The sequence below is a fragment of the Dawidia cretensis genome, from assembly GCF_018598175.1.
GTDB classification, from domain to species: Bacteria; Bacteroidota; Bacteroidia; order Cytophagales; family Cyclobacteriaceae; genus Ohtaekwangia; species Ohtaekwangia cretensis.
Genome location: NZ_JAHESE010000011.1, coordinates 1 through 22,593, shown reverse-complemented (window position 1 = coordinate 22,593; position 22,593 = coordinate 1). Strand labels below are relative to the sequence as shown.

Annotated in this window: 20 protein-coding genes and 1 pseudogene; 10 read left to right on the top strand and 11 right to left on the bottom strand. The window is 43.6% G+C overall.

Going from position 1 to position 22,593, the window contains the following annotated elements:
• Positions 1-17: 17 nt before the first annotated feature.
• The gene (locus KK062_RS12845; RefSeq protein ID WP_254084705.1) at positions 18-1,094 is read left to right on the top strand and encodes a helix-turn-helix domain-containing protein; all 1,077 of its coding nucleotides are present in this window, start codon (positions 18-20) and stop codon (positions 1,092-1,094) included.
• Positions 1,095-1,257: 163 nt separating this feature from the next.
• Here the strand turns inward: KK062_RS12845 and KK062_RS12840 are convergent.
• A pseudogene (locus tag KK062_RS12840) lies at positions 1,258-1,447 on the bottom strand (IS66 family transposase); the annotation flags it as partial.
• A gap of 362 nt (positions 1,448-1,809) precedes the next feature.
• Between KK062_RS12840 and KK062_RS12835 the strand changes: the two are divergent.
• The 7 genes from KK062_RS12835 (at position 1,810) to KK062_RS12805 (ending at position 9,131) form a co-directional block, all read left to right on the top strand.
• On the top strand, positions 1,810-4,221 hold the full coding sequence (locus KK062_RS12835; RefSeq protein WP_254084704.1) for a TonB-dependent receptor: 2,412 nt from the start codon (positions 1,810-1,812) through the stop codon (positions 4,219-4,221).
• 4 nt (positions 4,222-4,225) lie between these two features.
• The gene (locus KK062_RS12830) at positions 4,226-5,056 is read left to right on the top strand and encodes a DUF4249 domain-containing protein (protein ID WP_254084703.1); all 831 of its coding nucleotides are present in this window, start codon (positions 4,226-4,228) and stop codon (positions 5,054-5,056) included.
• Between the two features lie 19 nt (positions 5,057-5,075).
• Positions 5,076-5,639 carry a phosphatase PAP2 family protein gene (locus tag KK062_RS12825; protein WP_254084702.1) on the top strand — a complete coding sequence of 188 codons (564 nt, stop codon included), beginning with the start codon at positions 5,076-5,078 and terminating at the stop codon, positions 5,637-5,639.
• 38 nt (positions 5,640-5,677) lie between these two features.
• Positions 5,678-5,911 (top strand): glycosyltransferase, encoded by a 234-nt coding sequence (locus KK062_RS12820; protein ID WP_254084701.1) that lies wholly within the window; start codon positions 5,678-5,680, stop codon positions 5,909-5,911.
• 53 nt (positions 5,912-5,964) lie between these two features.
• Positions 5,965-7,497, top strand: a complete 1,533-nt coding sequence (locus tag KK062_RS12815) for an ArnT family glycosyltransferase (protein WP_254084700.1) — start codon at positions 5,965-5,967, stop codon at positions 7,495-7,497.
• Complete coding sequence (locus KK062_RS12810) at positions 7,478-7,870, top strand: GtrA family protein (RefSeq protein WP_254084699.1); 393 nt, start codon at positions 7,478-7,480, stop codon at positions 7,868-7,870. The genes KK062_RS12815 and KK062_RS12810 overlap by 20 nt, the downstream gene beginning before the upstream one ends.
• 208 nt (positions 7,871-8,078) lie before the next feature.
• A complete protein-coding gene (locus KK062_RS12805; RefSeq protein WP_254084698.1) occupies positions 8,079-9,131 on the top strand; it encodes a phosphatase PAP2 family protein in 1,053 nt (350 codons plus the stop codon).
• Positions 9,132-9,142: 11 nt separating this feature from the next.
• Here the strand turns inward: KK062_RS12805 and KK062_RS12800 are convergent, their stop codons facing one another.
• From KK062_RS12800 to KK062_RS12780, 5 genes are all read right to left on the bottom strand, one after another.
• Positions 9,143-9,856, bottom strand: a complete 714-nt coding sequence (locus KK062_RS12800) for a DUF1266 domain-containing protein (protein WP_254084697.1) — start codon at positions 9,854-9,856, stop codon at positions 9,143-9,145.
• A gap of 6 nt (positions 9,857-9,862) precedes the next feature.
• A complete protein-coding gene (locus KK062_RS12795) occupies positions 9,863-10,561 on the bottom strand; it encodes a hypothetical protein (protein WP_254084696.1) in 699 nt (232 codons plus the stop codon).
• A gap of 121 nt (positions 10,562-10,682) precedes the next feature.
• Complete coding sequence (locus KK062_RS12790; protein ID WP_254084695.1) at positions 10,683-11,615, bottom strand: DUF1266 domain-containing protein; 933 nt, start codon at positions 11,613-11,615, stop codon at positions 10,683-10,685.
• A gap of 548 nt (positions 11,616-12,163) precedes the next feature.
• Positions 12,164-12,901 carry a LytR/AlgR family response regulator transcription factor gene (locus tag KK062_RS12785; RefSeq protein ID WP_254084694.1) on the bottom strand — a complete coding sequence of 246 codons (738 nt, stop codon included), beginning with the start codon at positions 12,899-12,901 and terminating at the stop codon, positions 12,164-12,166.
• A gap of 13 nt (positions 12,902-12,914) precedes the next feature.
• Positions 12,915-14,828: a tetratricopeptide repeat-containing sensor histidine kinase gene (locus KK062_RS12780; protein ID WP_254084693.1), complete on the bottom strand. Its 1,914-nt coding sequence runs from the start codon at positions 14,826-14,828 to the stop codon at positions 12,915-12,917.
• 228 nt (positions 14,829-15,056) lie between these two features.
• Here KK062_RS12780 and KK062_RS12775 point away from each other — a divergent pair, with 228 nt between their 5' ends.
• On the top strand, positions 15,057-15,428 hold the full coding sequence (locus KK062_RS12775; RefSeq protein ID WP_254084692.1) for a BlaI/MecI/CopY family transcriptional regulator: 372 nt from the start codon (positions 15,057-15,059) through the stop codon (positions 15,426-15,428).
• Positions 15,425-16,849, top strand: a complete 1,425-nt coding sequence (locus KK062_RS12770) for a M56 family metallopeptidase (RefSeq protein ID WP_254084691.1) — start codon at positions 15,425-15,427, stop codon at positions 16,847-16,849. Before KK062_RS12775 ends, KK062_RS12770 begins: the two co-directional genes overlap by 4 nt.
• 476 nt (positions 16,850-17,325) lie before the next feature.
• On the opposite strand, the gene KK062_RS12765 is transcribed toward KK062_RS12770, so the two are convergent.
• From KK062_RS12765 to KK062_RS12750, 5 genes are all read right to left on the bottom strand, one after another.
• Positions 17,326-18,099: a DUF1835 domain-containing protein gene (locus KK062_RS12765; RefSeq protein WP_254084690.1), complete on the bottom strand. Its 774-nt coding sequence runs from the start codon at positions 18,097-18,099 to the stop codon at positions 17,326-17,328.
• A gap of 30 nt (positions 18,100-18,129) precedes the next feature.
• Positions 18,130-18,363, bottom strand: coding sequence for a two-component regulator propeller domain-containing protein (locus KK062_RS31060; protein ID WP_369075171.1), 234 nt, complete (start codon positions 18,361-18,363; stop codon positions 18,130-18,132).
• Positions 18,327-18,440 (bottom strand): hypothetical protein, encoded by a 114-nt coding sequence (locus KK062_RS31055; RefSeq protein ID WP_369075172.1) that lies wholly within the window; start codon positions 18,438-18,440, stop codon positions 18,327-18,329. Before KK062_RS31055 ends, KK062_RS31060 begins: the two co-directional genes overlap by 37 nt.
• 574 nt (positions 18,441-19,014) lie before the next feature.
• Positions 19,015-21,456, bottom strand: a complete 2,442-nt coding sequence (locus KK062_RS12755) for a glycoside hydrolase family 2 TIM barrel-domain containing protein (RefSeq protein ID WP_254084688.1) — start codon at positions 21,454-21,456, stop codon at positions 19,015-19,017.
• Positions 21,457-21,518: 62 nt separating this feature from the next.
• Positions 21,519-22,593, bottom strand: a 1,075-nt coding sequence (locus KK062_RS12750) for a glycoside hydrolase (protein ID WP_254084687.1), incomplete at its 5' end; no start/stop codon positions are given.

Sequence of the window (22,593 nt, the reverse complement as noted above, 5' to 3'; positions counted from 1 at the left end):
AAAGTGTTCCGTTATTTATGTTAGAAATAATTCAAATAATCGCCCTTGTTCAGGGCTTGTTTCTTTTAAGTGTTCTGTTCGTTAAACAAGAAAGTTACAAGCGGGTAAATTTCTTACTGCTTCTAGGGTCAATTATTGCTTTGCTCTTGAACATTGTCGGAGATGATGATTTTAACCTGTTTTTTTCTAATGCTAATTGGTATTTTTTCCAATCTCCATTAATCATTACACTGTTCTTTTTACTTATAAAGTATCACAGTTCTAAACAAAATAAATTTCAGCTTAGAGATCTTCTTTATTTTATTCCGTATTTGTTTTTTGTCACTCTTCAAATCGTAGAAGACGTTAACGGCCCAGGTAAGAACATATGGTTAATAATAGGAGAAGTTCTGGCAGGCGTAACGCTATTAGTTTATTTAGGTTCTACCATCTATGATATCATTAAAAACAAAAAGGGAAGATGGATGCTGTTATTTATATTGCCTTATGCTTTGCTGCAGTTAATAGACGAAATTTCATTTATTATAACAAAAAGCTATGATAATTTCTCCTTTCTAGAAAGTTATGGAATTATTGGTTTATCAGCAATACTTCTCTACATGATTTTATTTAAGCTTGTTGTATCACCAACATCTATACTACCAAAGGCAGATACTAAGGCTTATAAAACTTCAAGTCTTAGTAAATCCAAAGCAGAGGTATATAAAATGGATTTTTTAAGGCTCATGGATAAAGAGAAGCTTTTTACTAATAGCAATATAACGGTTAACCAAGTAGCTCAAAAGATGGGTATTCCAAGACAGCACTTATCTGAAGTCTTGAATGTGTACTTAAAATCCAATTTTCAGGATTACATGAACAAGTACAGGGCTGAAGAATTTGTAGAATGTCTCAAGGATGGCAAGTTCAACAATTATTCTATTATGGGCATTGCCAACGAAGTTGGTTTCAAATCTAAATCCTCTTTCAACACTACTTTTAAAAAAATATACGGGGTTACCCCTAGTGAGTTTAAAAAGACATTACCTTCATTAGACATGACAAATCCGCTTTCAGAAAACCTCTTAGAAATTAAAGAAGCCTCCACTTTCTGATGAATATCGGATTATTTCCCTAAATACAATTGCCAAATATTGATACTATGACCGTATTCATGTAAACACCCGAGCAAGGAGCAAGTGGGTGTTAATTTTTTTTGAGGCAACAGGTCTTCGATATTGTTTACGTTTCTGCTGGCGAGTTCTTCCGGTACACGGGTACACGCGTGAGCCAAGCCATCGGCTCCGTGCCATTCGCTTTACAGGCGGCCAACAGGGAGTATACCATTGCGATTCGTTGGGCTGACTCATGTGTGCCAGCGAACATAAAATTCTTTCCGACCGAGTGCAATCGGTCTGATTTCATTCTCGATTTTGTTATTGTCGATTTCCAGGCGACCGTCGGTAAGCGCCCGATGAACCACGTCTTTACTGGAAGATGCGCCTCAGATAGTATTGCCCAATCTGCACCAGTTTTTTGGATTACCCTGGTTTTTAAGCTTAAACTAACAAATCCTCACAACTCTAAAAGCGATAAAAAGCCACAAATTTCACAGTTGGTGTCGTTCTAAGTGCGAGAGGCGCATTTAGAACCTTTGAAACAATACAATCAATAGAATTTGATAATCTAATAATCAGAGTGTTGCAATCATTCTGATAACAAACAGGTACTGAAATCAGATTCGAAACCTACTTCATTTTTACCGCTATGGATGCAAGTCTAATTTTACCCCGGCTGAATGAAAACCTTAATTAAAATTTCTAGTAGTGTATGACAAAAACGAAGCAATTAAAACCCTTTAGGTCAAGAAAACGGCAGGCCTTATTTGTGATGATGATGATGTTGTGTCCGGTATTTCTTTTTGCACAAACAAAATACACAATTAGTGGTGTCGTTAAGGATGTTGCCAACGGTGAAACAATCCTGGGGGCAACTGTCCTTTTAAAAGGCACTTCCATTGGAAACACGACCAACCAATATGGTTTTTATTCCATCACAGCGCCTGAAGGTAATTATACCTTAACCATTTCCTATATAGGATTTACAACGTTTGAAAGGGCTATAAACCTCAGCTCTAATCAAAAACTCGACATTGAGCTCCAAGAGGATGCCGCTAAATTGGATGAAGTCGTCATCACAGCGGAAGAATCAAAGAAAGTTGACCTTCAGACACCACAAATGAGTATGGCAAAACTCTCAACCAACGAGATCAAACAGATACCTGTTGTTTTGGGTGAGGTCGACTTGATCAAGTCCATTCAATTGCTGCCAGGAGTTGCCAACGCCGGCGAAGGTTCATCGGGCTTCAACGTACGCGGTGGTGCAGAAGACCAAAACCTAATCCTTCTGGATGAAGCGATTATTTACAACGCCTCCCATTTGTTTGGTTTCTTCTCAGTATTTAATGCTGATGCCATTAAGGATGTTAAACTTTATAAAGGAGGCATTCCTGCACGTTTTGGAGGGCGAGCTTCTTCGGTACTGGATATACGTCAAAAAGACGGAAATAGTAAGGAATTTGAACTCACCGGTGGTATTGGTGCTATTTCCAGTCGCTTGGCGGCAGAAGGGCCAATGTTTAAAGACAAAGGTTCGTTTCTAATGGCTGGTAGAGCTTCTTATGCAAATATATTTTTGGCCCTGGCCAACGAAAGCAGTAGGGCCGGATTTTACGATTTGAATCTGAAAACAAACTATGAAATCGATGGAAAGAACAAACTGTATCTATCCGGCTATTTAGGCAATGATAACTTTAACCTGGCAGGACTTTTCACTAATTCTTACGGAAACCTCTCAGGAAACTTGCGATGGAATCATATTTTTAGTAGCAAGTTATTCTCCAATGTATCCTTAATATACAGTCGATATAATTACAACCTGGAAATTCCTATTGAAGGGATTGATTGGACCTCAGATATCGGCAATTATAATATGCGCTATGACTTAGGGTATTATGCAAGCGATAAATTAACATTTGATTTTGGCATAAATGGTATTTATTACAACTTTAATCCAGGCAAACTCAACCCTCTAAATGCAAATTCGGGTGTAAATCCAGAGAAACTAGACAACAAATTTGCTTTGGAGACCGGAGTATATGCAGGTTTGGAACATAAAATTTCTGATAAGCTCACCGCTCAATATGGCTTGCGTTTTAGTTACTTTAATCGATTAGGAAAGCAAACCTTAAACAACTACGCCAATAATTTACCAGTAGTTTACAACGAAGAATTAGGCATTTATGAGCGTGCCGACCCTATTTCCAATACCAATTACGGCAAGGGAAAAAGCATAGCTACATTCAATAATTTAGAACCTCGGTTTGCACTTTCATATCAGCTTAACGAGAAGTCTTCGTTTAAAGCAAGCTATAACCGAATCGCCCAATACCTGCATTTAATTTCCAACACCACATCAGCCACGCCATTAGATGTTTGGGCACCTAGCGGAAAGTTTATTGAGCCCCAAATTGCAGACCAGTATGCTGTAGGCTACTTCAGAAATTTCAGTGAAAATATGTTTTCCATTGAAGCAGAAGCCTATTACAAAACAATCGACAATAGGGTAGATTATATCAACGGCGCAGAGCTTATAGCACAAAACACCATTGAAACCGAAATTTTAACCAGTGAAGCCCGTGCATATGGATTAGAATTTTTATTACGAAAAAACGAAGGGGATTTTACAGGTTGGCTGGCATATACGTGGTCAAAATCGCAACAGCACACACCTGGCGGAGCAGCAGGCGGATTAGGCATTAACAACGGAAAATGGTATAACTCTAACTGGGACAGAACCCACGACTTTTCGTTTACTGGAAGCTACAGACTCAACGAAAAATGGCGATTTGGCGCTAATATGGTATTCCAAACAGGACGACCTGTTACCTATCCTAACGGACAGTTTGTGTACAACGGATTATCCGTAGCGACTTATTCTGAAAGGAATGCAGACCGATTGCCAGCCTACCACAGACTAGACCTTTCTGCAACCCTAACGCCTCGAAAAAATGAAAATAGAAAATGGCAAGGCGAATGGGTATTTGGCATATACAACGCTTATAACCGAAGAAATGCAGCCTCTATCTCTTTTGGTCAAGATCAAGAGACAGGCGTAACTGAAGCCACTCGTACTGCCATATTTGGTATTGTTCCTTCAGTAACGTACAACTTTAAATTTTAAATCAATGATAAATATACATAACAGATTAGGGGCGTTCCTTATAATGATTGGATTATTAAACTCGTGTACCGATGTCATAGATGTTAATGTCCCAAACGGCGGCGCACGATTGGTAGTTGACGCGTCCATTACCTGGCAAAAAGGTATTCTGGGAGAAACACAAACCATTAATCTAAGAGAATCAACTGCTTTTTTTGATAACAATCCAGATGTCCCTGTTACGGGTGCTTCAGTAACAGTAACCAAAGAAAACGACGGGTCAATATTTGTGTTTGCCGACCAGAATAATGGTAGTTACACTGCAACCGATTTTGTTCCGGAATTAAACGCATCGTACACTTTGGAAATCCTTTACAACGGTAACTCCTATACAGCAACCGAAACCTTAATTGCAGCACCTGTTATTAATCGAATTGAGCAAACCATTGAAGGTTCTGGTGGTGACACAGAAATTCAGCTTCAAGTATTTTTTGACGACAGAGTAGATGTTGAAAATTATTATTTAGGCGAATTTATTCCGTCTAATTTGCCACTACCGTCTCTTGCAGTTATTAGCGATGAGTTTACAGATGGCAACGAAAATTTTATTGAGAACGACAATGAGAACTATGTTGCTGGAGTAACTGTAGGCATTAATGTGTATGGTATTTCACAACGATATTATGACTATTTAAACATATTGATTCAACAATCTGGAAGTGATGAAGGCGGGCCTTTTCCAACTACCCCTGTACAGTTAAAAGGAAACTGTACTAATGTCAATAATTCTAACGAAGAAGTATTGGGATATTTTAGGCTAGGTGAATTTGATACTACATCATATACGATTAATTAGCGCAATTTTACAGAGAAGTATGTACGGCTTTAGAGCTCTAGTTGCGCTTCTATTCTTGAGTCCGTTGCTGACGTATGGGCAGGTGGAGCCTCTGACCTCATCTCAAAAGACCCATAAGATTGCAGGAGATGTTTTGCTTGGTGCAATGCCAGCTTTGGCTTTGAGTTCTACATTCATTTGGAAAGATGGTCAAAAAGGAACTTATCAATTTTCCAAAGCCCTGGCTGGCACTATTGCATTAACGTCTGGTTTAAAACTAGCCATAAACAAAGAGCGGCCGAATGGTGAGAACAACAATAGTTTCCCATCTGGTCATACTTCTGTTGCATTTGCCAGTGCTGCATTTGTGCAAAAAAGATACGGTTGGGAATTTGGCATTCCTGCCTACCTCCTGGCAGGATATGTTGGATATACAAGGATCGAATCAAACAAGCACGATTGCGTGGATGTGCTAGCGGGTGCTGCGATCGGTGTTGGAATGAGTTATTTGTTCACCAAACGGTATGATGAGAAAAAGAAGTTAGGAATTTCTTCAGGCTTCATTGAAAACATCCCTACAATAGGTTTAACCTACAAATTTTAATGCCTACTGAGAAAGATTAATTAAAAAAAATAACTGTTATGGAGAAACATTTTGAGTTGGTCATAATGATTCCGACATACAATGAGGAAAAGAGAATGCCTCTTAAAAAAGACTTCGATTTTCTACCAAGACATGCTGATGTTATGCTCCGCATTGTCAATGATGGCTCAACGGATAACACCAAAGTAATACTGCAAAACATAGAATTGTCTGCCCTTAAAACGCAAATCAGGGTGGCTCACTTTGCAACAGAACAGTGGCTCAGTTTATAGCGAATAATCATATTATTTGGATCATGGTTATATCAACCTCAATTCGGTTGCTTTTGGCAGCACTACTCGAATTGGGGAATGATGAAGTGTATTATTGGACGTACGCCCTGTACCCGGATCTAAGCCACTTCGATCACCCTCCAATGGTAGGGTTTGTGATCAAACTGTTCACTTTAAACGGCTTGTTGAGGGATGATTTCTTCATGCGCCTGGGGCCCATTGTTTTCTCAACCCTCAATACATGGCTCATATTTGTACTCGTCAGGAAGATCAGTAACGAGCGTGCCGGTCTTTATGCCTCCATTCTTTATAACTCTTCCACGTATTTCTCTATCATCAGCGGCTTTGCAATTATACCGGATGCACCGCTGGTACTCTTCTGGCTTCTAAGCCTAATGTTAATGGTGGATGTCCTGCCTGCTTACAAAATTGATCGGGAAGCCCGTTGGAAAATGATTTTGTTTGGTGGTTATGCCGGGTTAGCAATTTCATCAAAGTATCAGGGAGCCTTTATTTGGGTGGGTGCCTTACTATTCATTTTTCTTTACAATAAAAAATGGTTGATGGACTACTCTCTGTACATAGCGGGACTTATTTCTTTAATTATCTTATCACCCATTGTACTATGGAATTTCCAGAATGACTTCATCACTTTTTCGTTTCACGGAGAGCGGGTAGCTCCAGCATTCGGAATCAGACTCGATTATTTAGGAAGAGAACTGCTTGGTCAAATAGCTTACCAAAATCCCTTGAACGTTATTGTTTTCATTCCTATGGGCATCGCTCTTTTCAAAAGAGAATCATTTATGGCCGCCCACATAAAAGGGATACTCATATTAAATGGATTGCCACTGTGGCTGACCTTTACTGGTTTTTCGTTCTTTAGAAGTACGCTGCCACACTGGACAGGTCCTTCATTTCTTCCAGTAATAATGATTGCCGCTATGTATTGGTCTTCAAGGTTTAGAGAAATAGGGGTCACAAGTAGAATACTGATGCCAAAAAGAATTTTATTGCCATCGTATTTTATGATTGTCGTTTTGGCACTGGCTGTTTATCTGATTAACTATTCGCCGTTTCATTTTGGTAAAATTGATAGTGTTCTGATGGGTGAGAACGATTTCACCCAGGATATGTACGGTTGGCGAGAGATCGGAAATAGTTTTAGACAAATCGCTGATGAGGAAGAAAAGAGAGGAACAATGCCTCCTAATTCTGGAGTTATTTCTTTTCGATGGTTCCCCGGAGCTCATTTAGATTTCTATGCTGCCTATCCTGCCAACCGGGATTTGTTCTTAATTGGCAGTTTGACAGACATACATAAGTATGCCTGGATTAATGAATCTCGTGGCAGCCTAATCAAAGGCAGGGATTATTACTACATCGCACCAAGTAACTACTATCGCGATCCACATAAAATATTTGAGCACTATTTTAATAGAATTGAAGCGATTGATACAATTAAAATCGAACGGGGCAGAGAAATAATGCGCTACGCATTTATGTATCGAATGAAGGGCTATTTGGGAAACTTTAAGACACCATTGAACTTACGCACTGCGACCAATGAACGAGCCAATAATTGACATCTTTATTAAATTTTTAAAGTTTGGCCTGGTTGGCGTATCTGGCCTGGCAGTTGACTTCGGACTTACGTTCTTATGCAAAGAGAAATTAAAATTAAATAAGTACATAGCAAACTGTATTGGGTTTCTTTCAGCAGCGAGTAGCAATTTTGCCATTAATAGAATGTGGACGTTTGCTAGTGCTGATCCCGACATTACAAATCAATACATGAAGTTTATTGGCGTATCATTGGTTGGTCTATTGCTGAGTTACACTATTTTGAAACTAATACATGAACAATTGAATTGGAATTTCTATCTGGCAAAGCTTACTGCCATTGGTTTTGTTATGTCCTGGAATTTTGCAATCAATCTTATTTTCACATTTGTATAGGGCTAAGAAAGATCATTTTTTTTTGGCCGCCCTTTTTTCAGAAAGGCTATATTAGGTGATAATTAATTTGCACGGTGAAGATACACATCTGCAGCGCTTAGATACAATTTTTAGCCATTTTTCACCTAAATCCCTAAACACGACAAGGTAGGAATAGGGGTACGTAGCAACTGAGTTGTCTTAAAAAAACAAACTTAATATAATCGTCATGTCACTACTTTTTGGAAGACTTTTATCCGTTCTGGCTTTAACTATGTTTATTACAATTCCTCTAACGGCCCAGTCGATCACGCAGACCGTAAGAGGAAATGTTGTCGGCCGGGAATCAAATATTCCATTGCCAGGAGCAAACGTTGTGGTAATTGAATCTGACCCAACTATGGATAATGAAATGGCTGTTACCAGCTTATTTAATAATCCCACCCGTATGGTTTCCGGCTATGCGCTTGATGAAATGACGCGCGATTCAAATCTGGATCTGAACAAAAACATACTAAAAGTAGCCAGTACATTGAATCATAAATTCAACGCACAGCATGATTTAAAAACGCGTTATTTAAAAAGTGATGATCCTACCTTTCAAAAGAATCTTTTTATTAAAAACACCCCACTAAAGTCAGTTGCATTTCGACGGGCGGTTATTGCACCAGTACTATTTATCGCAGCAGGAGTATCCACTTTAGACGGTGATAACGATGACAATTATGAAGTTCAGGAAGAAAGAAATAAATATATACCCAACTTCCGCCATCATGCGGATGACTATTTGCAACATTCTCCCATTTTGATTGTGTACGGTCTAAATTGGCTTGGTGTAGAAGGTAAAAATGATTTTGCTAATCGTACCGCCATTTTAATTAAAACTGAGATGATGGTAGGGATTCTAACATTTTCCTTGAAACGAATAACAGCAGTACCCAGACCTGACACTAAACAATTAACATCTTTCCCTTCGGGACACACTGCGCAGGCTTTTGCAGCAGCAACTTTTATGGCCAGAGAGTATGGTCATAAAAATATATGGTATAGTATCGGAGCCTATACAGTGGCTACCGGAGTAGGTGCAATGCGTGTTATGAATAACAGGCATTGGATTTCTGATGTCATGGTAGGTGCAGGCATTGGTATACTATCCACAAATATGGCGTACCTTACCCACCAGTACCGTTGGGGAAAGAAAAATAAAGGTGGTCAAACCACTGTAATGCCTTCTTATGACGGACAAACCGGAATGGTTAACATTATTCATCGAATTAATTAGCCATCCATGTGTTAAATATTAGGTTTATTGTGAAGCGGACTTTTAACGTTTTTTAATAAGTCATCTGCAATTTGCATCATTCCACCATTATTTGCACCACCCCATACGGCTCTTCCAAAAATGTAGCTTGTGGTGTATTCCTGCCAGGTGTTACAATACTTTTTTAACCCTGCATACGATTTAGCTAAATATTCTTGTAGCTGATTTTCTGAAAGATAACCCAGCTCATAGCAACAGCGTGCCAGAAATACGCTTCGTCCATAATTCCAACCACTGTCTTTTGTCCTTCTTAGCTGCGCGAAATTGGTGATGTTACTTTGCTCAATAAGGTCAGGAACTACAGTGTTTAACTTTCTAAACAGGCCTAAGTAATAATCAAATTCCCCTTCCTTATTGGATAAGTTTGATTTCAAAATGTCGACATAATTTTCGTTATCCTCAAAGGCTCTAAAAACCACATCTATATTTTCATCCTGATTTCTGATGTGCAAACTTTGAAGAATTACAATCGCCTCCGTTTGATTATATATCTCCCAGTAGGTTTCAACTAAATGACGAACATCCTGTTTGTTTAAGCCAGTTTCATAAGAATTCAAATATGCCGATTGTTGTTCGGCATACATGGAGCCAACGAGTAAATGATCTAATAAATCTCCTTTTAACGCATTGGTTTTATTTAGTCTTATGCTTTTAAATGAGTTTATAATTTTCGAAAAAAAGCCCATCTCGATCTAAGTTATTTTTAAATCAGGAAACTTGTTTTGTAAAATGGATAGAAATCTCTCGCCGACTACCTGATATTTCACTCTTGCCTCTAATTGCTTTTTCAGGTTCAACATATCAGTCGGGTCAGTTATATAATTAAGCCTGTCGTGAATTTCAAGTGATAATGGGCCTCCTTCCATATCAAAAGTAATGATATGTGTCTTTGGTAAATACTCTTCAGAAGATTTTGAATAAGCCCCCAATTGCGATTTCAAAATACCGCCATATTGAAGTTGGGCTTTTTCTATTCTGAAATTATCAAACACAATCGTCTCATCCAGTTCGCCTACCGTATTTGTGCTAAAGAAATACAAATTACTTCCGCTCAACACCCAAAAACAATCGGTCTCTACCCTTTTAATTTTTACACCAACGGCCGATAAGGCTACATTTTTTATACCATCGGTTACCATTTCCTGAACTTTGTTAGCTGTCGACTGAGGAGCGGATGCAGAGGTAAAAGCATCAATGCTTTTACCTTTGATCCATTGCTTTAATTGTGAAAAGTCGGTGGCTAATAGCTCTTGCTTGTATTGGTCATATTTTGTGCGCTCATGGTCTAAATCAATTTCTGATTTTGCGGCACTGTGCTTTTTATTCATATAGATCATAAAAAAAGCACCTGCAATTACTACTGCTACCGGAATTAAAAATAAAGGATTCATAAACTTTTGTTTTACTATATAATTTATTCTAAAATGTTTTAATCTACTGAACTCGGATTGCTAAAAAATATCACCAACTAAATAAGCGCTATATAAATAATGGCAATAGTCTCGCGTGGTGTTACTTCCAGCTGATCTTCGTCCAGAGGCTTTTCGGATGTTGCAATAGAACACCGTGCTGCTCTATCCGTTCGTCGAGGTCGTCGCCTTCGCCACTCCACATCGCGAATCCTGTCACGTAGCCTTCCGACAATTCCCTCCAGGAATCATAGGTGCTGTACAGCTTCTGTGCAAACTTCTGGATCTTCTGCAACGCTTCGTTGCGTGTTAGATACTCTACGTCGAAGCCAAACCGGCACAGGTTAATGGCGCGGGTGAGATCCCAGGCGGTGACATCAGGAGTTTTTGCCTTGGCAAAAATTCCGTGGCTGAGCAGGCCGGGATACCCTTCCAGGATGTGGGTAGCATAGGTCATGAGGCGCTCAGGCTCGATGTTGGTGTCGGCCATGGCCTGCAGTTCAAGACTTTTGATACCTGCGCGCCATTCGGCCTTCGGCAGCGTACTGAGCGTGGTCCAGATGATATCGAAATATGCTTTGTGGCCATTCTTGTCCAGCCAGTCGAGCGTTCCCAGTAGATCTTCGCGCGAGCTTATGCTCCAGGCATTTTCCAGGCCTTCAAGAATATCTTCGACAGGGCGATAGGTAGAGAGCGTGTTAAGATATTGGGTATGCGCGTATGCGATGTTCGCTCCGCAGAGCACAGCCTTGAGATCGGCAGGCGCAAGATCCGAGTCTTCTTTTATCTCAGGACTGTCGTCGAACATATTCAGCATGTCGCCGGCAGGAGCCTGACCGCCCGCCATACCCATCAGATTCTGCAGGAAGGGGCTGCTGCCCATGGCCTGATTGACCTGGTCCTGAATGTTTTGCTGCATGCCTATGGCGTTGTTCATATAGGAAAGCATCTGGTTCGGATCGATGCCCATCGCAGCCCATTGCTTTCTCATTTCTTCCATCATCGGGTTGATCGGTTCTTGTTTCTCTTCAGCCATGGTAAGGTTGTTTTATCAAATGCAAGCGGCCTGCACGTTACAAAAAGACGCATGCCTCTGAGATACCGTTGATTCCGTGAGTGGCGGATGAGAGAGGCGCAGCGAAGACCGGTGGATAGGCCCTGTTGACGTTCTGGTCATTGCCCGAGGAGAGCAGCGAATGTGGCCTGCGTTGACTTAGTTCAGTGGGACGAGTTGGTAAATATTCTGGTCTCTCTGTGTGATGGTTACGGACAGTATGTTGAATGCGGCTTTGCCTGCAGAGGGGGCTGTATCCCATTTGTCGCGGATTTGGGTGCGCTTTCTGAACGATCTCTTTTACTTCCTGGCGCGTCATATCCAATGGACTTTGTTCTCTCGCAGCATTTTTTTGTGCTTCCGATGTAATGGTGAAGTAAAAGTAGGTGACCGAATGGGGTCAAATTCAGGAGATTGATATCCGCGGGGGGTGGGTCGATATTCGCGGGCTGCGACGGGATATGCGCTGAGGAAGGGAGTCATTTGCCTCCTCCCCTTCTCACGTTCTGCTCCTTTCTGTTCGCGCTTTTCTAGGCCAGTTTTTCGATGTAGTCTATAACGATGGATTTTTTACGATCCGAGACAGGGATTTTGTGGGTGTTTGTGAGGAGGAGCTCGCCTTCTTTGTAATAGCGGCTGACGTAGTTGACGTTTACCATGTAGGACTGGTGGCAGCGAATGAAGGTGTCTTCGGGGAGAAGGGCTTCATATTCTTTCAGAACTTTGGACATGATGATCTTGCTGCCGTCCCGGAGGTGGAAGGTGGTGTATCCTTTGTCGCTTTGGCAGTAGACGATGTCTTCCATGGCGACGATCTGGATGAAGTCGAAGTTTTTGAGGACGATTCTTCGCGGCGTATCTTTTTTCTGGTAGTGGCTATCGGTGATTTCCAGCTGTTGTTTTGTTAAACGATAGGCTTCTATTTTTTTGTAGCATCTGTCTATTGTGTTGTTGAAGGCGGCTGTGTCGATGGGCTTCAGCAAATAAGCGAATGCCCCGAGGTTAAGGGCATCGATGGCGTACTGGTTGTAGGCGGTGATAAAGATAATGTGGGCGTCTGTTTTTATGGTATTGAAGAGGGTGAAGCAGGTACCGTCTTTCAGCTCGATGTCGGCCAGGATGAGGTCGGGTTGCAGCTGCTGGATCTCTTTCTGTGCTGTGGCTATCTCGGCGGCGTAGCCCACTATCTGCAGATAGGGTATATCTCCTGCCAGCGACAGGATGTATTCGCGGATATTTACTTCGTCTTCGAGAATATAAACTTTCATGACGTCGGGGTTATCAGGCCGCAGGCACGGGTATGGAGATGTTTACTTCAGTTCCTTTTCCACCCCATGCCGCATTGGGCTGTGTTTCAAACCAGGCTTTCCGGTGGGTGGTGTTAAACAGAATATCGAGGCGCTCCTGGGTGATGATCCGCGATAGCGACGTCTTCCCGGAAAGCCTCTTCACCTGTTCTTCGATGCCCACACCGTTGTCGCCGATGCCGATGTGTAATTGCTGCGCCTCCATGCGGAAGGAAATCTGCAGCTGGCCTTTATAGCCAATGTTCTTGAAGCCGTGTTCGATGGCGTTTTCCACGAAGGGCTGAAGGAGCATGGGCGGGATCTTGATGGCTTCGGTGTCGAGGTCCTGAACTTCAATGCGGTAGTCGAACATATTGGCAAAGCGCATCTGTTGCAGCTCGATGTAATTCTTTAGGGATGTGATCTCGTCCTCCAGGGCGATCATCTCATGGCGGTTCAGCTCCAGGACATTGCGCATCAACTGTGAGAACGATACCAGGTAGGCGTTGGCCTCCTGTTTTTTCCCACCACCGATAAGTCCCTGCAAGTTAGCGATGGCGTTGTAGATGAAGTGGGGGTTGAGTTGCATCTGCCTGGTTTTCTGCTCGAGTGCCATGCGTTTGTTTTCCAGCAAAAGATTTTCATTCTTCTCGGTGAGCAGGCGGCGGCGATATATGTTGTACATAAACAACAGCACAATGAGGAGCAGCAGGCCTGCAGCCACAAAGATCCACCGTTGCTGGGTGATGATCTTCTCGTTCAGGGCATTGGTAGTCTGCAGAGAGGCTATGGCCTGGTCCTTCTTTTCCGTTTCGTAGCGCGTGTGGATCTGTTCTATTTTCGTAGCCTGAATGGCTTCGGTGTTGCGGGCATATATTTGCAATACGGAGTCGAGGGCAATGTGTGCATTTTGACAATCTCCCATGCTCCAGTACGTTTCATTGAGTCCGCCGTAAACTCCTAAGAGGTCGGCCGTGGGAACATTTTCTTTTGCCCATCGTATTGCTTCCCTGAAATAATGAATCGCCGAGTCGGGCTCATTATTATCCAGTACGATTTTGGCCATGTTGTTGAACGCGACAATATCGAGAAGGCCCTTCCGTTTCAAATACTGAAAATATTTTCGATAGCCACGTACGGCCTCTGTGTAGTGCCCGGTGAGTACTTGCAGCTGCGATTCACCCTCGTAGGTGCGCATGAGTGTGAGGCTGTCGTTGATCAGCAATGCCAGCTTACGACAGCTGTCGAGGTGCACGCGCATGGCCTTGGTGTCTATGTCTCGCACCGCGAGTATAAACAGGAGGGCGTGATAACGCTGCCTGACGGTAATCTGATCTTTGAACGGATGGTTTTTGTAGTAAAGGTGAGTGTACGCTGCGGCCTTTTCACCGTTCTGGTTTCTGTAGTAGAATCTGGCAAGGAGATCATACAACTTGTAGGTGAATGGGTTGTTGGTTTTTTCAGCGTTCGCGATCATGTGCAGGACGGTAGCCATGAGCTCCGAATCGGCAATGACGGCTTCGTTCGTTGTACTGGACAGAATGGCATATTCTTTTAATATGAAGAGTGCGGAAAGCTCATCCGGCTTCATGTTCCGGTAGTAGATCAATGCACTGTCGGGCTTGTTCTCGAGTTGTAGGATATAGCCCTGAAGATAGTTGTAGTATGGATTGCCCGCGTATTCCGTTGAGTCGAATTCTTCCAGCATTAAGCTGATCTGTTCTAAACGCTTTGGCGTGGGCAGTGTGTCTATTGCCAGGAAAGCCTGAATGTAATCGTGTTCAGACACAACACGATCATGTACAGGCACATTTTTCTCGTCAAGACTATGGCAGGAGAAAAGACTAATCGTCAGTAGGCATCCGATAACCGGGGCGACGAGGTATGCTCTAGCGACGAGGTGGTTCATGCAGGAATTCGTTCAAACGCACTAATATACAATTAGAAACCGTACTGGGGCTCAAACACCCGATTTTTCCAAAGCTATATTCGAAACCTCAAATTTAGCCTGAATTGACAGTTTTCGTACTTATGATTCAAACATAGGAAGGTGTCAAATAACCAATTCTACGCATATGTACGTTATATAACTAACAATTAAGTTGTATAACTTAAAAATAAGTTACACATTTGTGACATGGAGCAGTTAACAAAAAGAGAAGAAAGGATCATGGACACTCTGTGGACTATGAAAAAAGGTTTTGTGAATGATATCATCGAACAGCTTCCTGATCCCAAGCCACCCTATACGACCATTTCTTCCATCGTCAGGATACTGGAAGATAAAGGATTTGTGAAGCATAAAGCGTATGGTAAGATATATGAGTATACACCTGCCGTTTCTAAACTGGCATATAAAAAATTTGCGTTGAAGAGTTTCATTACAAATTACTTTGACGGATCACTCGAAAATGTAGTCTCTTTTATGGTGGAGGAAAAGGAGTTGTCCGAAGATGAGTTAAACGATATTTCAAAATTTATTCAAGACTGTAAAACCCGGAAGAAATGAACTCTCTTATCTTGTATCTTTCGCAGGTTACAATTTGCCATACTGTCTTTTATTTGCTTTATCGCACATTGTATTCAAACCTCCCCTATTTTAATTTCAGCAGGATTTATTTGCTCAGCGCCACGGTGATAAGTTTCATCATCCCGTTTCTTAGCATTGGCGTATGGCAACCTTCAAATGATGCCCTCGGTCCGAAACCGTTTTTCCTTTCCTTGATCGGTCAAGGAGGTGTCACACCGGCGAGATCGGAAACCACGGACCTCGCTCGCTATGACTTGGTCGATCTCCTATTTCCTGCGCTGCTCACGATTTACCTCATTGGATGTCTTTTTGTATCGTACAAATTGCTGCGCAGTCTGTGGAAAATTCACATGCTTATAAAAAATAACGAGGTGGTACGTGAAATGGATTACCGGATCGTTCGTCTAAAAAACGGACCTGCCTTTTTCTCTTTCATGACATGCATATTTATTAATGAAAATAAGAATTCATTAAATCAGGATGAATACAATACAGTGCTCCTGCATGAGCAGGCTCATATCCGGCAGAAACACTCTTATGATCTCCTATTGATGGAGATCGCAGGCGTTGTCTGTTGGTTTAATCCTTTCCTGAAGAAATTGAAAACTTCGCTATGCCAGGTGCACGAATACCTGGCCGACAAAGCGGTGATGAATACAAAGCAGGATCCGGATGCGTACTCGAAACTAATTATACGATTGTCTCATCACTATGAGGCAGAACGGTTCGTTCACCCTTTTTCAGTAGCAGACTTAAAAAGTAGAATCAATATGTTATACATTCAAAAACAAAACAAAATGAAAGCAGTGAGATTTGTAGCCATAATACCATTGTTAGCGCTGCTGATGATGGCATTTTCCTTTACCGAGCGTTCTGAACAAGGTCAGCAGCTGGCAAATGTACCAGAGCAAAAATTAATCCTCGCAGCAATAAACTGGGAAGGCAACAGGGTTTTTACGGATGAGTATCTGACCGGCATTCTGGCGATCAAACCCGGGGATATTTATGATAAAAAACAGGTGGAAAAGAACTTATCATTCAACCCTAAAAGGCAAGACATCAGCGGTCTATATATGGATCTTGGATATGTTTATTTTACAATAGAACCGGAAGAAGTTATTGCTGAAAATAAAGTAGTGCTTAACATGAAGATCCACGAAGGTAATGTTGCTTATATCAACGATATCACCATCACAGGAAATTCGTCAATCACGACTGCGGAAATTATGAAAATGATCCAGTTCGAAAAAGGAGATCAATTCAGCCGGTCGAAAGTCATTCAATCACAGGAGAACCTGAAGAAATCAAAGCTGTTTAAAGCAGATAAAGTAGATTTAAATATTCAGCCGCTGGAAGACCTCAGTAAGATCAATATTGAATTTACCCTCGAGGAAAAATAATATCAGGAAAGACCGTTCTCTAAATAATTCTCCTTATGATTGCGTAAGGAGAATTGCTTTTTATCAATCCTTGTAGCACTGTAGTTTACGTTCCTCCTTATCCCATGATTGTTGATCTCATTGAGGTGCTTACGAACTACTCCTCTGGTGGCTGTATGGCCAGCGTAGGGGCACTACCTTGCTTACCCACGATTTTTAAATTCAGATTCGATGATAGAGCGAAGGCCTTTTGTTTTTGAAAACCTCAATTGCTGCATCATAGTCAGTCCGATCCGTAAGCTTCTGCTTTTGGAGAAGCTTACGCTACTCCCTGGATTCGTCACGCCAAAAAAATGCAGGAAGACCATCAACCACCCTTCATAAAGAAGCAAATACAAATTGCTGGAGGACTTGAAAGTTGATCTTGATGCAGAATGTGCTGTTTTGAAAAGTAGACTACAACTTTATACTGCATCGCGATGGCACATCCACTTTCGTTAGCGGCAGTGCATTACTTTGTCATATAGACTTCTTAATTGAGTGTCGCCAAAACCATAAATGCTTTCTCTGTTCCAAAATTCCTTGAACACTTTATGAAAGTCAGTAGAAATGTTTTTTGTGATGTCCTCAATAACCCGTTCAGGTCTTCCTTTTGTGCCATCTTTTGGGAAACGGTCAACGTGCGCGTTTACGACCTCTTCTAAATACGGAAAAGCTAAGGATTGATTCTTTGAAAGATTCGTCAATTCTTCGAGATTACCATTTTTGTAAGCTTTCCATAAGCCTTGCCCTAAATGTATGTCAGCTTCACTTAAAGAGATTCTCTTCGCATAACAAACCTTTAATTCGTCTGAATTTGCCGCCCCAAAGCCGTTCCAAAATTGTTTGCTGGTTTTGTCCAGATAAGAGGTATAGACAGCAAAAACTTTTTTCTTTATTGGCAAACTATCAATAATAGAAATAACAAACCACATATTAACTTGACAAAACAAGTCATACTCAAACCAAAGATTAAACTCTGAATTATCAGGAGCATTCATTATTTTTTCGAATTCATTTACCACTTTGCCGTGGTATTCAGTTTCTGATACTCCCATATACTTTGCTCTTGATTGCCAAAAATCTTGCAAATTGCTGCCTGATAAATCTCCATCTATAAGACCTTCCCTAACTACAATTATATCTCCTTCAATTCTAGCGTCAGGAAAACTGCAAGCAAGAGAGTCGCCGTTTAAAATATTATAAATCATAATTGTGATTTTTTTTTGCATTTATCGCTAACGTCCGGATATAACGCCATACTATAAAATACACACAATTTGTGGTCTCGGGCAACGACCCCGTAGTGCTCGGGTTCTCCTATTTCTCTTTTTCCGAAAACCCACTAAAGCTTTCCCATCAAATCTACATAAGCCGGTGTTTCTTGTGCCGAGCCAGATATTTCCAGCTTTGTCTTCTAAAAGACTCCAAACACAGTTATGACTCAAACCATCTTTCTTTAAAAATTTACAAAGGTTTTTCCATCGTAACGCCACACGCCTCCTTTGCTTTCTCTTTTTGAAGGATCGCCAGCCTCAGTGCCAAACCAGATATTTCCTGCTTTGTCCTGTATTGTAGAGCCCGCAACATATGATGAATTAAATCTGCCTTTTGTAATATACTAGTAAAGATTTTCCCATCATAACGAAAAACTCCTTTGTTCCTTCCGCCAGGCCATATATTTTCATTTTTATCCTCTAAAAGTCCCCAGAAATAGGTCTCATCATTAGGTTTGTAATTGATGATAGATTTGCCATTATAACGACAACCGCCTTCCATCTTAGTAGTAAAACCAAATATTCCCCATGTTTATCTTCTAACATTCGATGCAAACTTTCCGCCATTTGCCCGCTACATGAAATAAGAAACATCACCGCCCAAAGAAGCGATAGAAAAGTTAGTTTGTTTAGCTTCATCACATTGTCAAAGATATTTGTTCGTTTCTCGCGGTAAGTTTCAAGCTTGTACATTCGCCATACATTACAACCATCATTTCTTCTTTTTGCCTTAAGCATTTTAACCGAACTTAAAAATCTTTGTGCTGGGTACGGTAAATGGCTTGAAAACGACACTGAGTTATCAAGCTATACGGGCAGCATTGATTAGTCCGGTGAAGATTCTGAAAGCGGAGTAAATGCACTCCGTGTCTATTTTGACACAAACACAGCCACGGTTTCATTCAATCCTGGCGTTGAAAGGATGACTTTTACCGGTCCCGGCCTTTCCGCCTGAATGTATCCCAACCACTTGCCCCGGAAGGCTTTTCGGGTTTTACCCTTATAATCTTCATGACTGGCCAGATCACCATTTTCGAGCCCGATAAGCCTGGCGGGCCCTTCAATTCGGCAGGTAATTTCGTGCTCCGACGACGGCACCAGGTTTCCCGCTGCATCCGTTACCTCCACGACAATGTGAGCGACCTCACGACGAGCTGCAGACAGGGTGGTTCGATCCAAGGTCACTTTCAACTGACTGGCGGCACCAGCTGTTTTAAGCGTATGACGACCTGTCTCGTTGCCTTTGGTATAGGCCACCAGGGTGGCGGTGCCGGGCTGATAGGCAACTTTCCAGCGAATGATCCTTTGTTCACTTTCCAGCAGCGGCTTCCGACCAAGCGAGCGATTGTTTACAACCAACTCTGCCTCGTCAGCGTTGGTATAGGCCAGCAGCGTGAGTGAATCACCCACCGTCCAATTCCAGTGGGCGGCCGCCCATCCGCTCTGGCGTCGCGCGCCGTCATCGGAAATCTTAGCAGCCGCCAGATATATCACCGGCTCATCGGTCCACAGACTTTTGCGATAGTAATACTCCGGCTTCGGGAAGCCGGCCAGGTCCACCAGACCAGCGCCACTGCCACGTATGGGCCAGGTGCGGGCTTCGCCGAGAAAGTCGATACCGGTCCACAGAAACTGGCCGGCGATGAAGTCGTTCTTCACCACCGCCTCCCAGGCGTCGTATCCCTTGCTGTTTTCACTGCCATAAATAATCCGTCGGGGGTATTGAGCATGATCGTCGGTATAGCGGTATTCCTGGTAATTATACCCCACCAGGTCGAGCGCCTCTGGGTACGTGGTAAGGTTGGACATCACCACGCCCGCCAGAGCTGCTGTCACGGCGCGGGTAGTGTCATAGCGCTTCACCATCCCTGCCAGGTGCGCCGCGATCTCACCAAGGCGCCTGGCAGCTGGGTTGCCCGCCTGATATCCTTTTCCATAAATCTGCGGGTTACGGCCTGTGTTGAGGATTTCGTCGGTATAGGGGTCGTTAGGGTAATCAATCTCGTTGCCAATGCTCCACATCAAAATACAGGTACGGTTACGATTGCGCAGAATCATGTCGCGCACGTCGCGGTCGGCCCACTCCGCAAAGTTTTTGCTGTAGCCATCCTTGCCGGGCTCACCAACGTTCCAGCCCTTGATCCATTTGTTTTTACCTACTTCCCACTCGTCAAACGCTTCGTCCTGTACGATCAGGCCGAGCTTATCGCATAGGTCGTAAAGGTAATCCTGGTGTGGATTATGGCTCATGCGTATGGCGTTGCAGCCCATGGCTTTGAAGAGCTGGAGGCGTCGTTCCCACACGTCGGCGGGAACGGCCGAGCCGAGGGCGCCCGCGTCGTCGTGTATACACAGGCCTTTGAGTTTGAGGCTGCGGTCGTTCAGAAAAAATCCTTTGGCGGCATCAAAGCGGAAGCTGCGGAAGCCGATGGTCTCCGTCACGGTTTCTGTCTTCTTTCCGTCTACAGACAACGTTGTGCGCAACGTATACAGCGCCGGGTTCTCAGGCGACCACAGCGCCGGCTTGTCGACGTGTAAATCCATCGTCACATCGCTGCCCGTCGCAATAGTCTGTCCGGGCCCCTCGCCGCGGCTTACGGTCTTACCGGCGGCATCGACCAACTCGGCTGTTACACGCACAGCAGCGGGTTTCGTTGTTTGGTTCTCAACATGCACCGCGACGCGGGCATGTGCACGGCTCGCAGAAACCTCCGGTGTCGTAAAGGCAATACCCCACACCCCGATATGTACCGGCGCCAATGCCAGCAGGTATACGTTTCGATTAATGCCTGAACCACTATACCAGCGGGAGTCGCCAAAGTCGGTGTGATCGACCTTCACGGCCACGACATTTTCGCCCTGCTTGTTCAGGTGCGGCGTGAGGTCGTAATAAAACGATGCATAGCCGTTGGGACGTTTGCCGAGGTGCTGACCGTTGATCCACACGTCACTGTTTTTGTATACGCCGTCAAAGTACAGGTACAGGGTCTTGTTTTGTTGGGTCGGAACGAGACGAAACGTTTTACGGTACCACCCGATTCCGGCCGGCAAGTAACCGGTTCCACTGGCCCATTCTTCACTAAAGGGCCCTTCGACACTCCAGTCGTGCGGCAGTGCCAGGGCACGCCAGGAAGCATCAGCGGTGGTGGATTTCTCTGCGCCGGCAACATCACCTTTGTGAAATTTCCAACCGTCGTTAAACAACACGCCACGGGTCTGCTGCGCACAGAGCGGTATAGCGAATAGTAGGACGGCAACCAGCAGGAAGATCGACGCCGCAGTCAGGCGTTTAGGGGGTAGAATAGGCATCATAGGTATTGTTCGTTTTATATCGTCTCAAGTGGTTGTTCTAAAGCACGCGGCCGTCATTTGCGTTATTCCAGCGTGCTGACCAATGTCACAACTGACCGGCCAGTAATGATGACAGGCGCATGACTGTCTTGCGCAGGCCGTGGTTTCAGATCCTCACCGGCGCCAGCCGAGGTAATATAGGCGATAACCGGTACGTGGGTATGTCCGTCAACCGACAGCTGCAACGGCACGTCGTCCGTACCATAGTTCACGACCACGGTAACGAGTTTGTGTGTATCGTCGTGCACATAAGCAGACACCAGCAGCCCCAGCACATTGTCGATCGGAACATCGGCTGACGATACTCCTACCCGTACCGAACCCGGCCGTACAAAGCGGCTAAAGTTACCGAACGCCCACAACAGCTTGGTGTCCTCCACTGCGCCGTCGACTTTGTTTTTTTCTACATATACCAGGCCATCTTTATAGTCGTATGCCGACAGCGACGTCCACCAATGCCAGGCAGAAGCGTTGGCAACGGTCAGGTCGTGGTGAATGAGTCGCGCCACATACAGCGCCGTCGCCATGCCACGGTCTTTGCCGGCGCCGGGTATCTCTTCCTGATCACCAAGTACGCAATATTCACTTTGCCAGAATTCCAGCGGTGTGGACGAGGCCTTCACCTTGGCGTTCACCGCTTTGCGGACGGAAAGCATTTGGTCCATCGGCGCCGAGGTGAAATAGCTGTGGGCGGAAATGATGTTGTCGACCGATCTCATGTTGCCGACATATCGGGGCGAAGTCGGCGAAAAGAATTCGTCTACCTGGTTTCCACGGGTAGGCTTGTCAGCCGCTTCGTAGAGATAATTCATTTTGCCCGCCTCGGCCAGTTGTATTTTGATGGCAAGGCCCTCGGCGATTAATACCGAGTCGAGTTTGTGGGTGATGTCGAACAACTCCTGGTTGGTATAAGGACTTCCCTCCTGCCCGTTGCCGGTCCAGTCCCACTGCGGCTCGTTAAAGGGGCTGAGGTAGTTGAACCTCACGCCCTGGTCGCGGAAGTGTTTCACGACCGTGGCCAAAAACACGGCGTAGTCGCCATACCGTTCGGGCAAGATATTGGCCTGTTCAGCGTTGTCGGAGTAGGCTTTTCCGTTG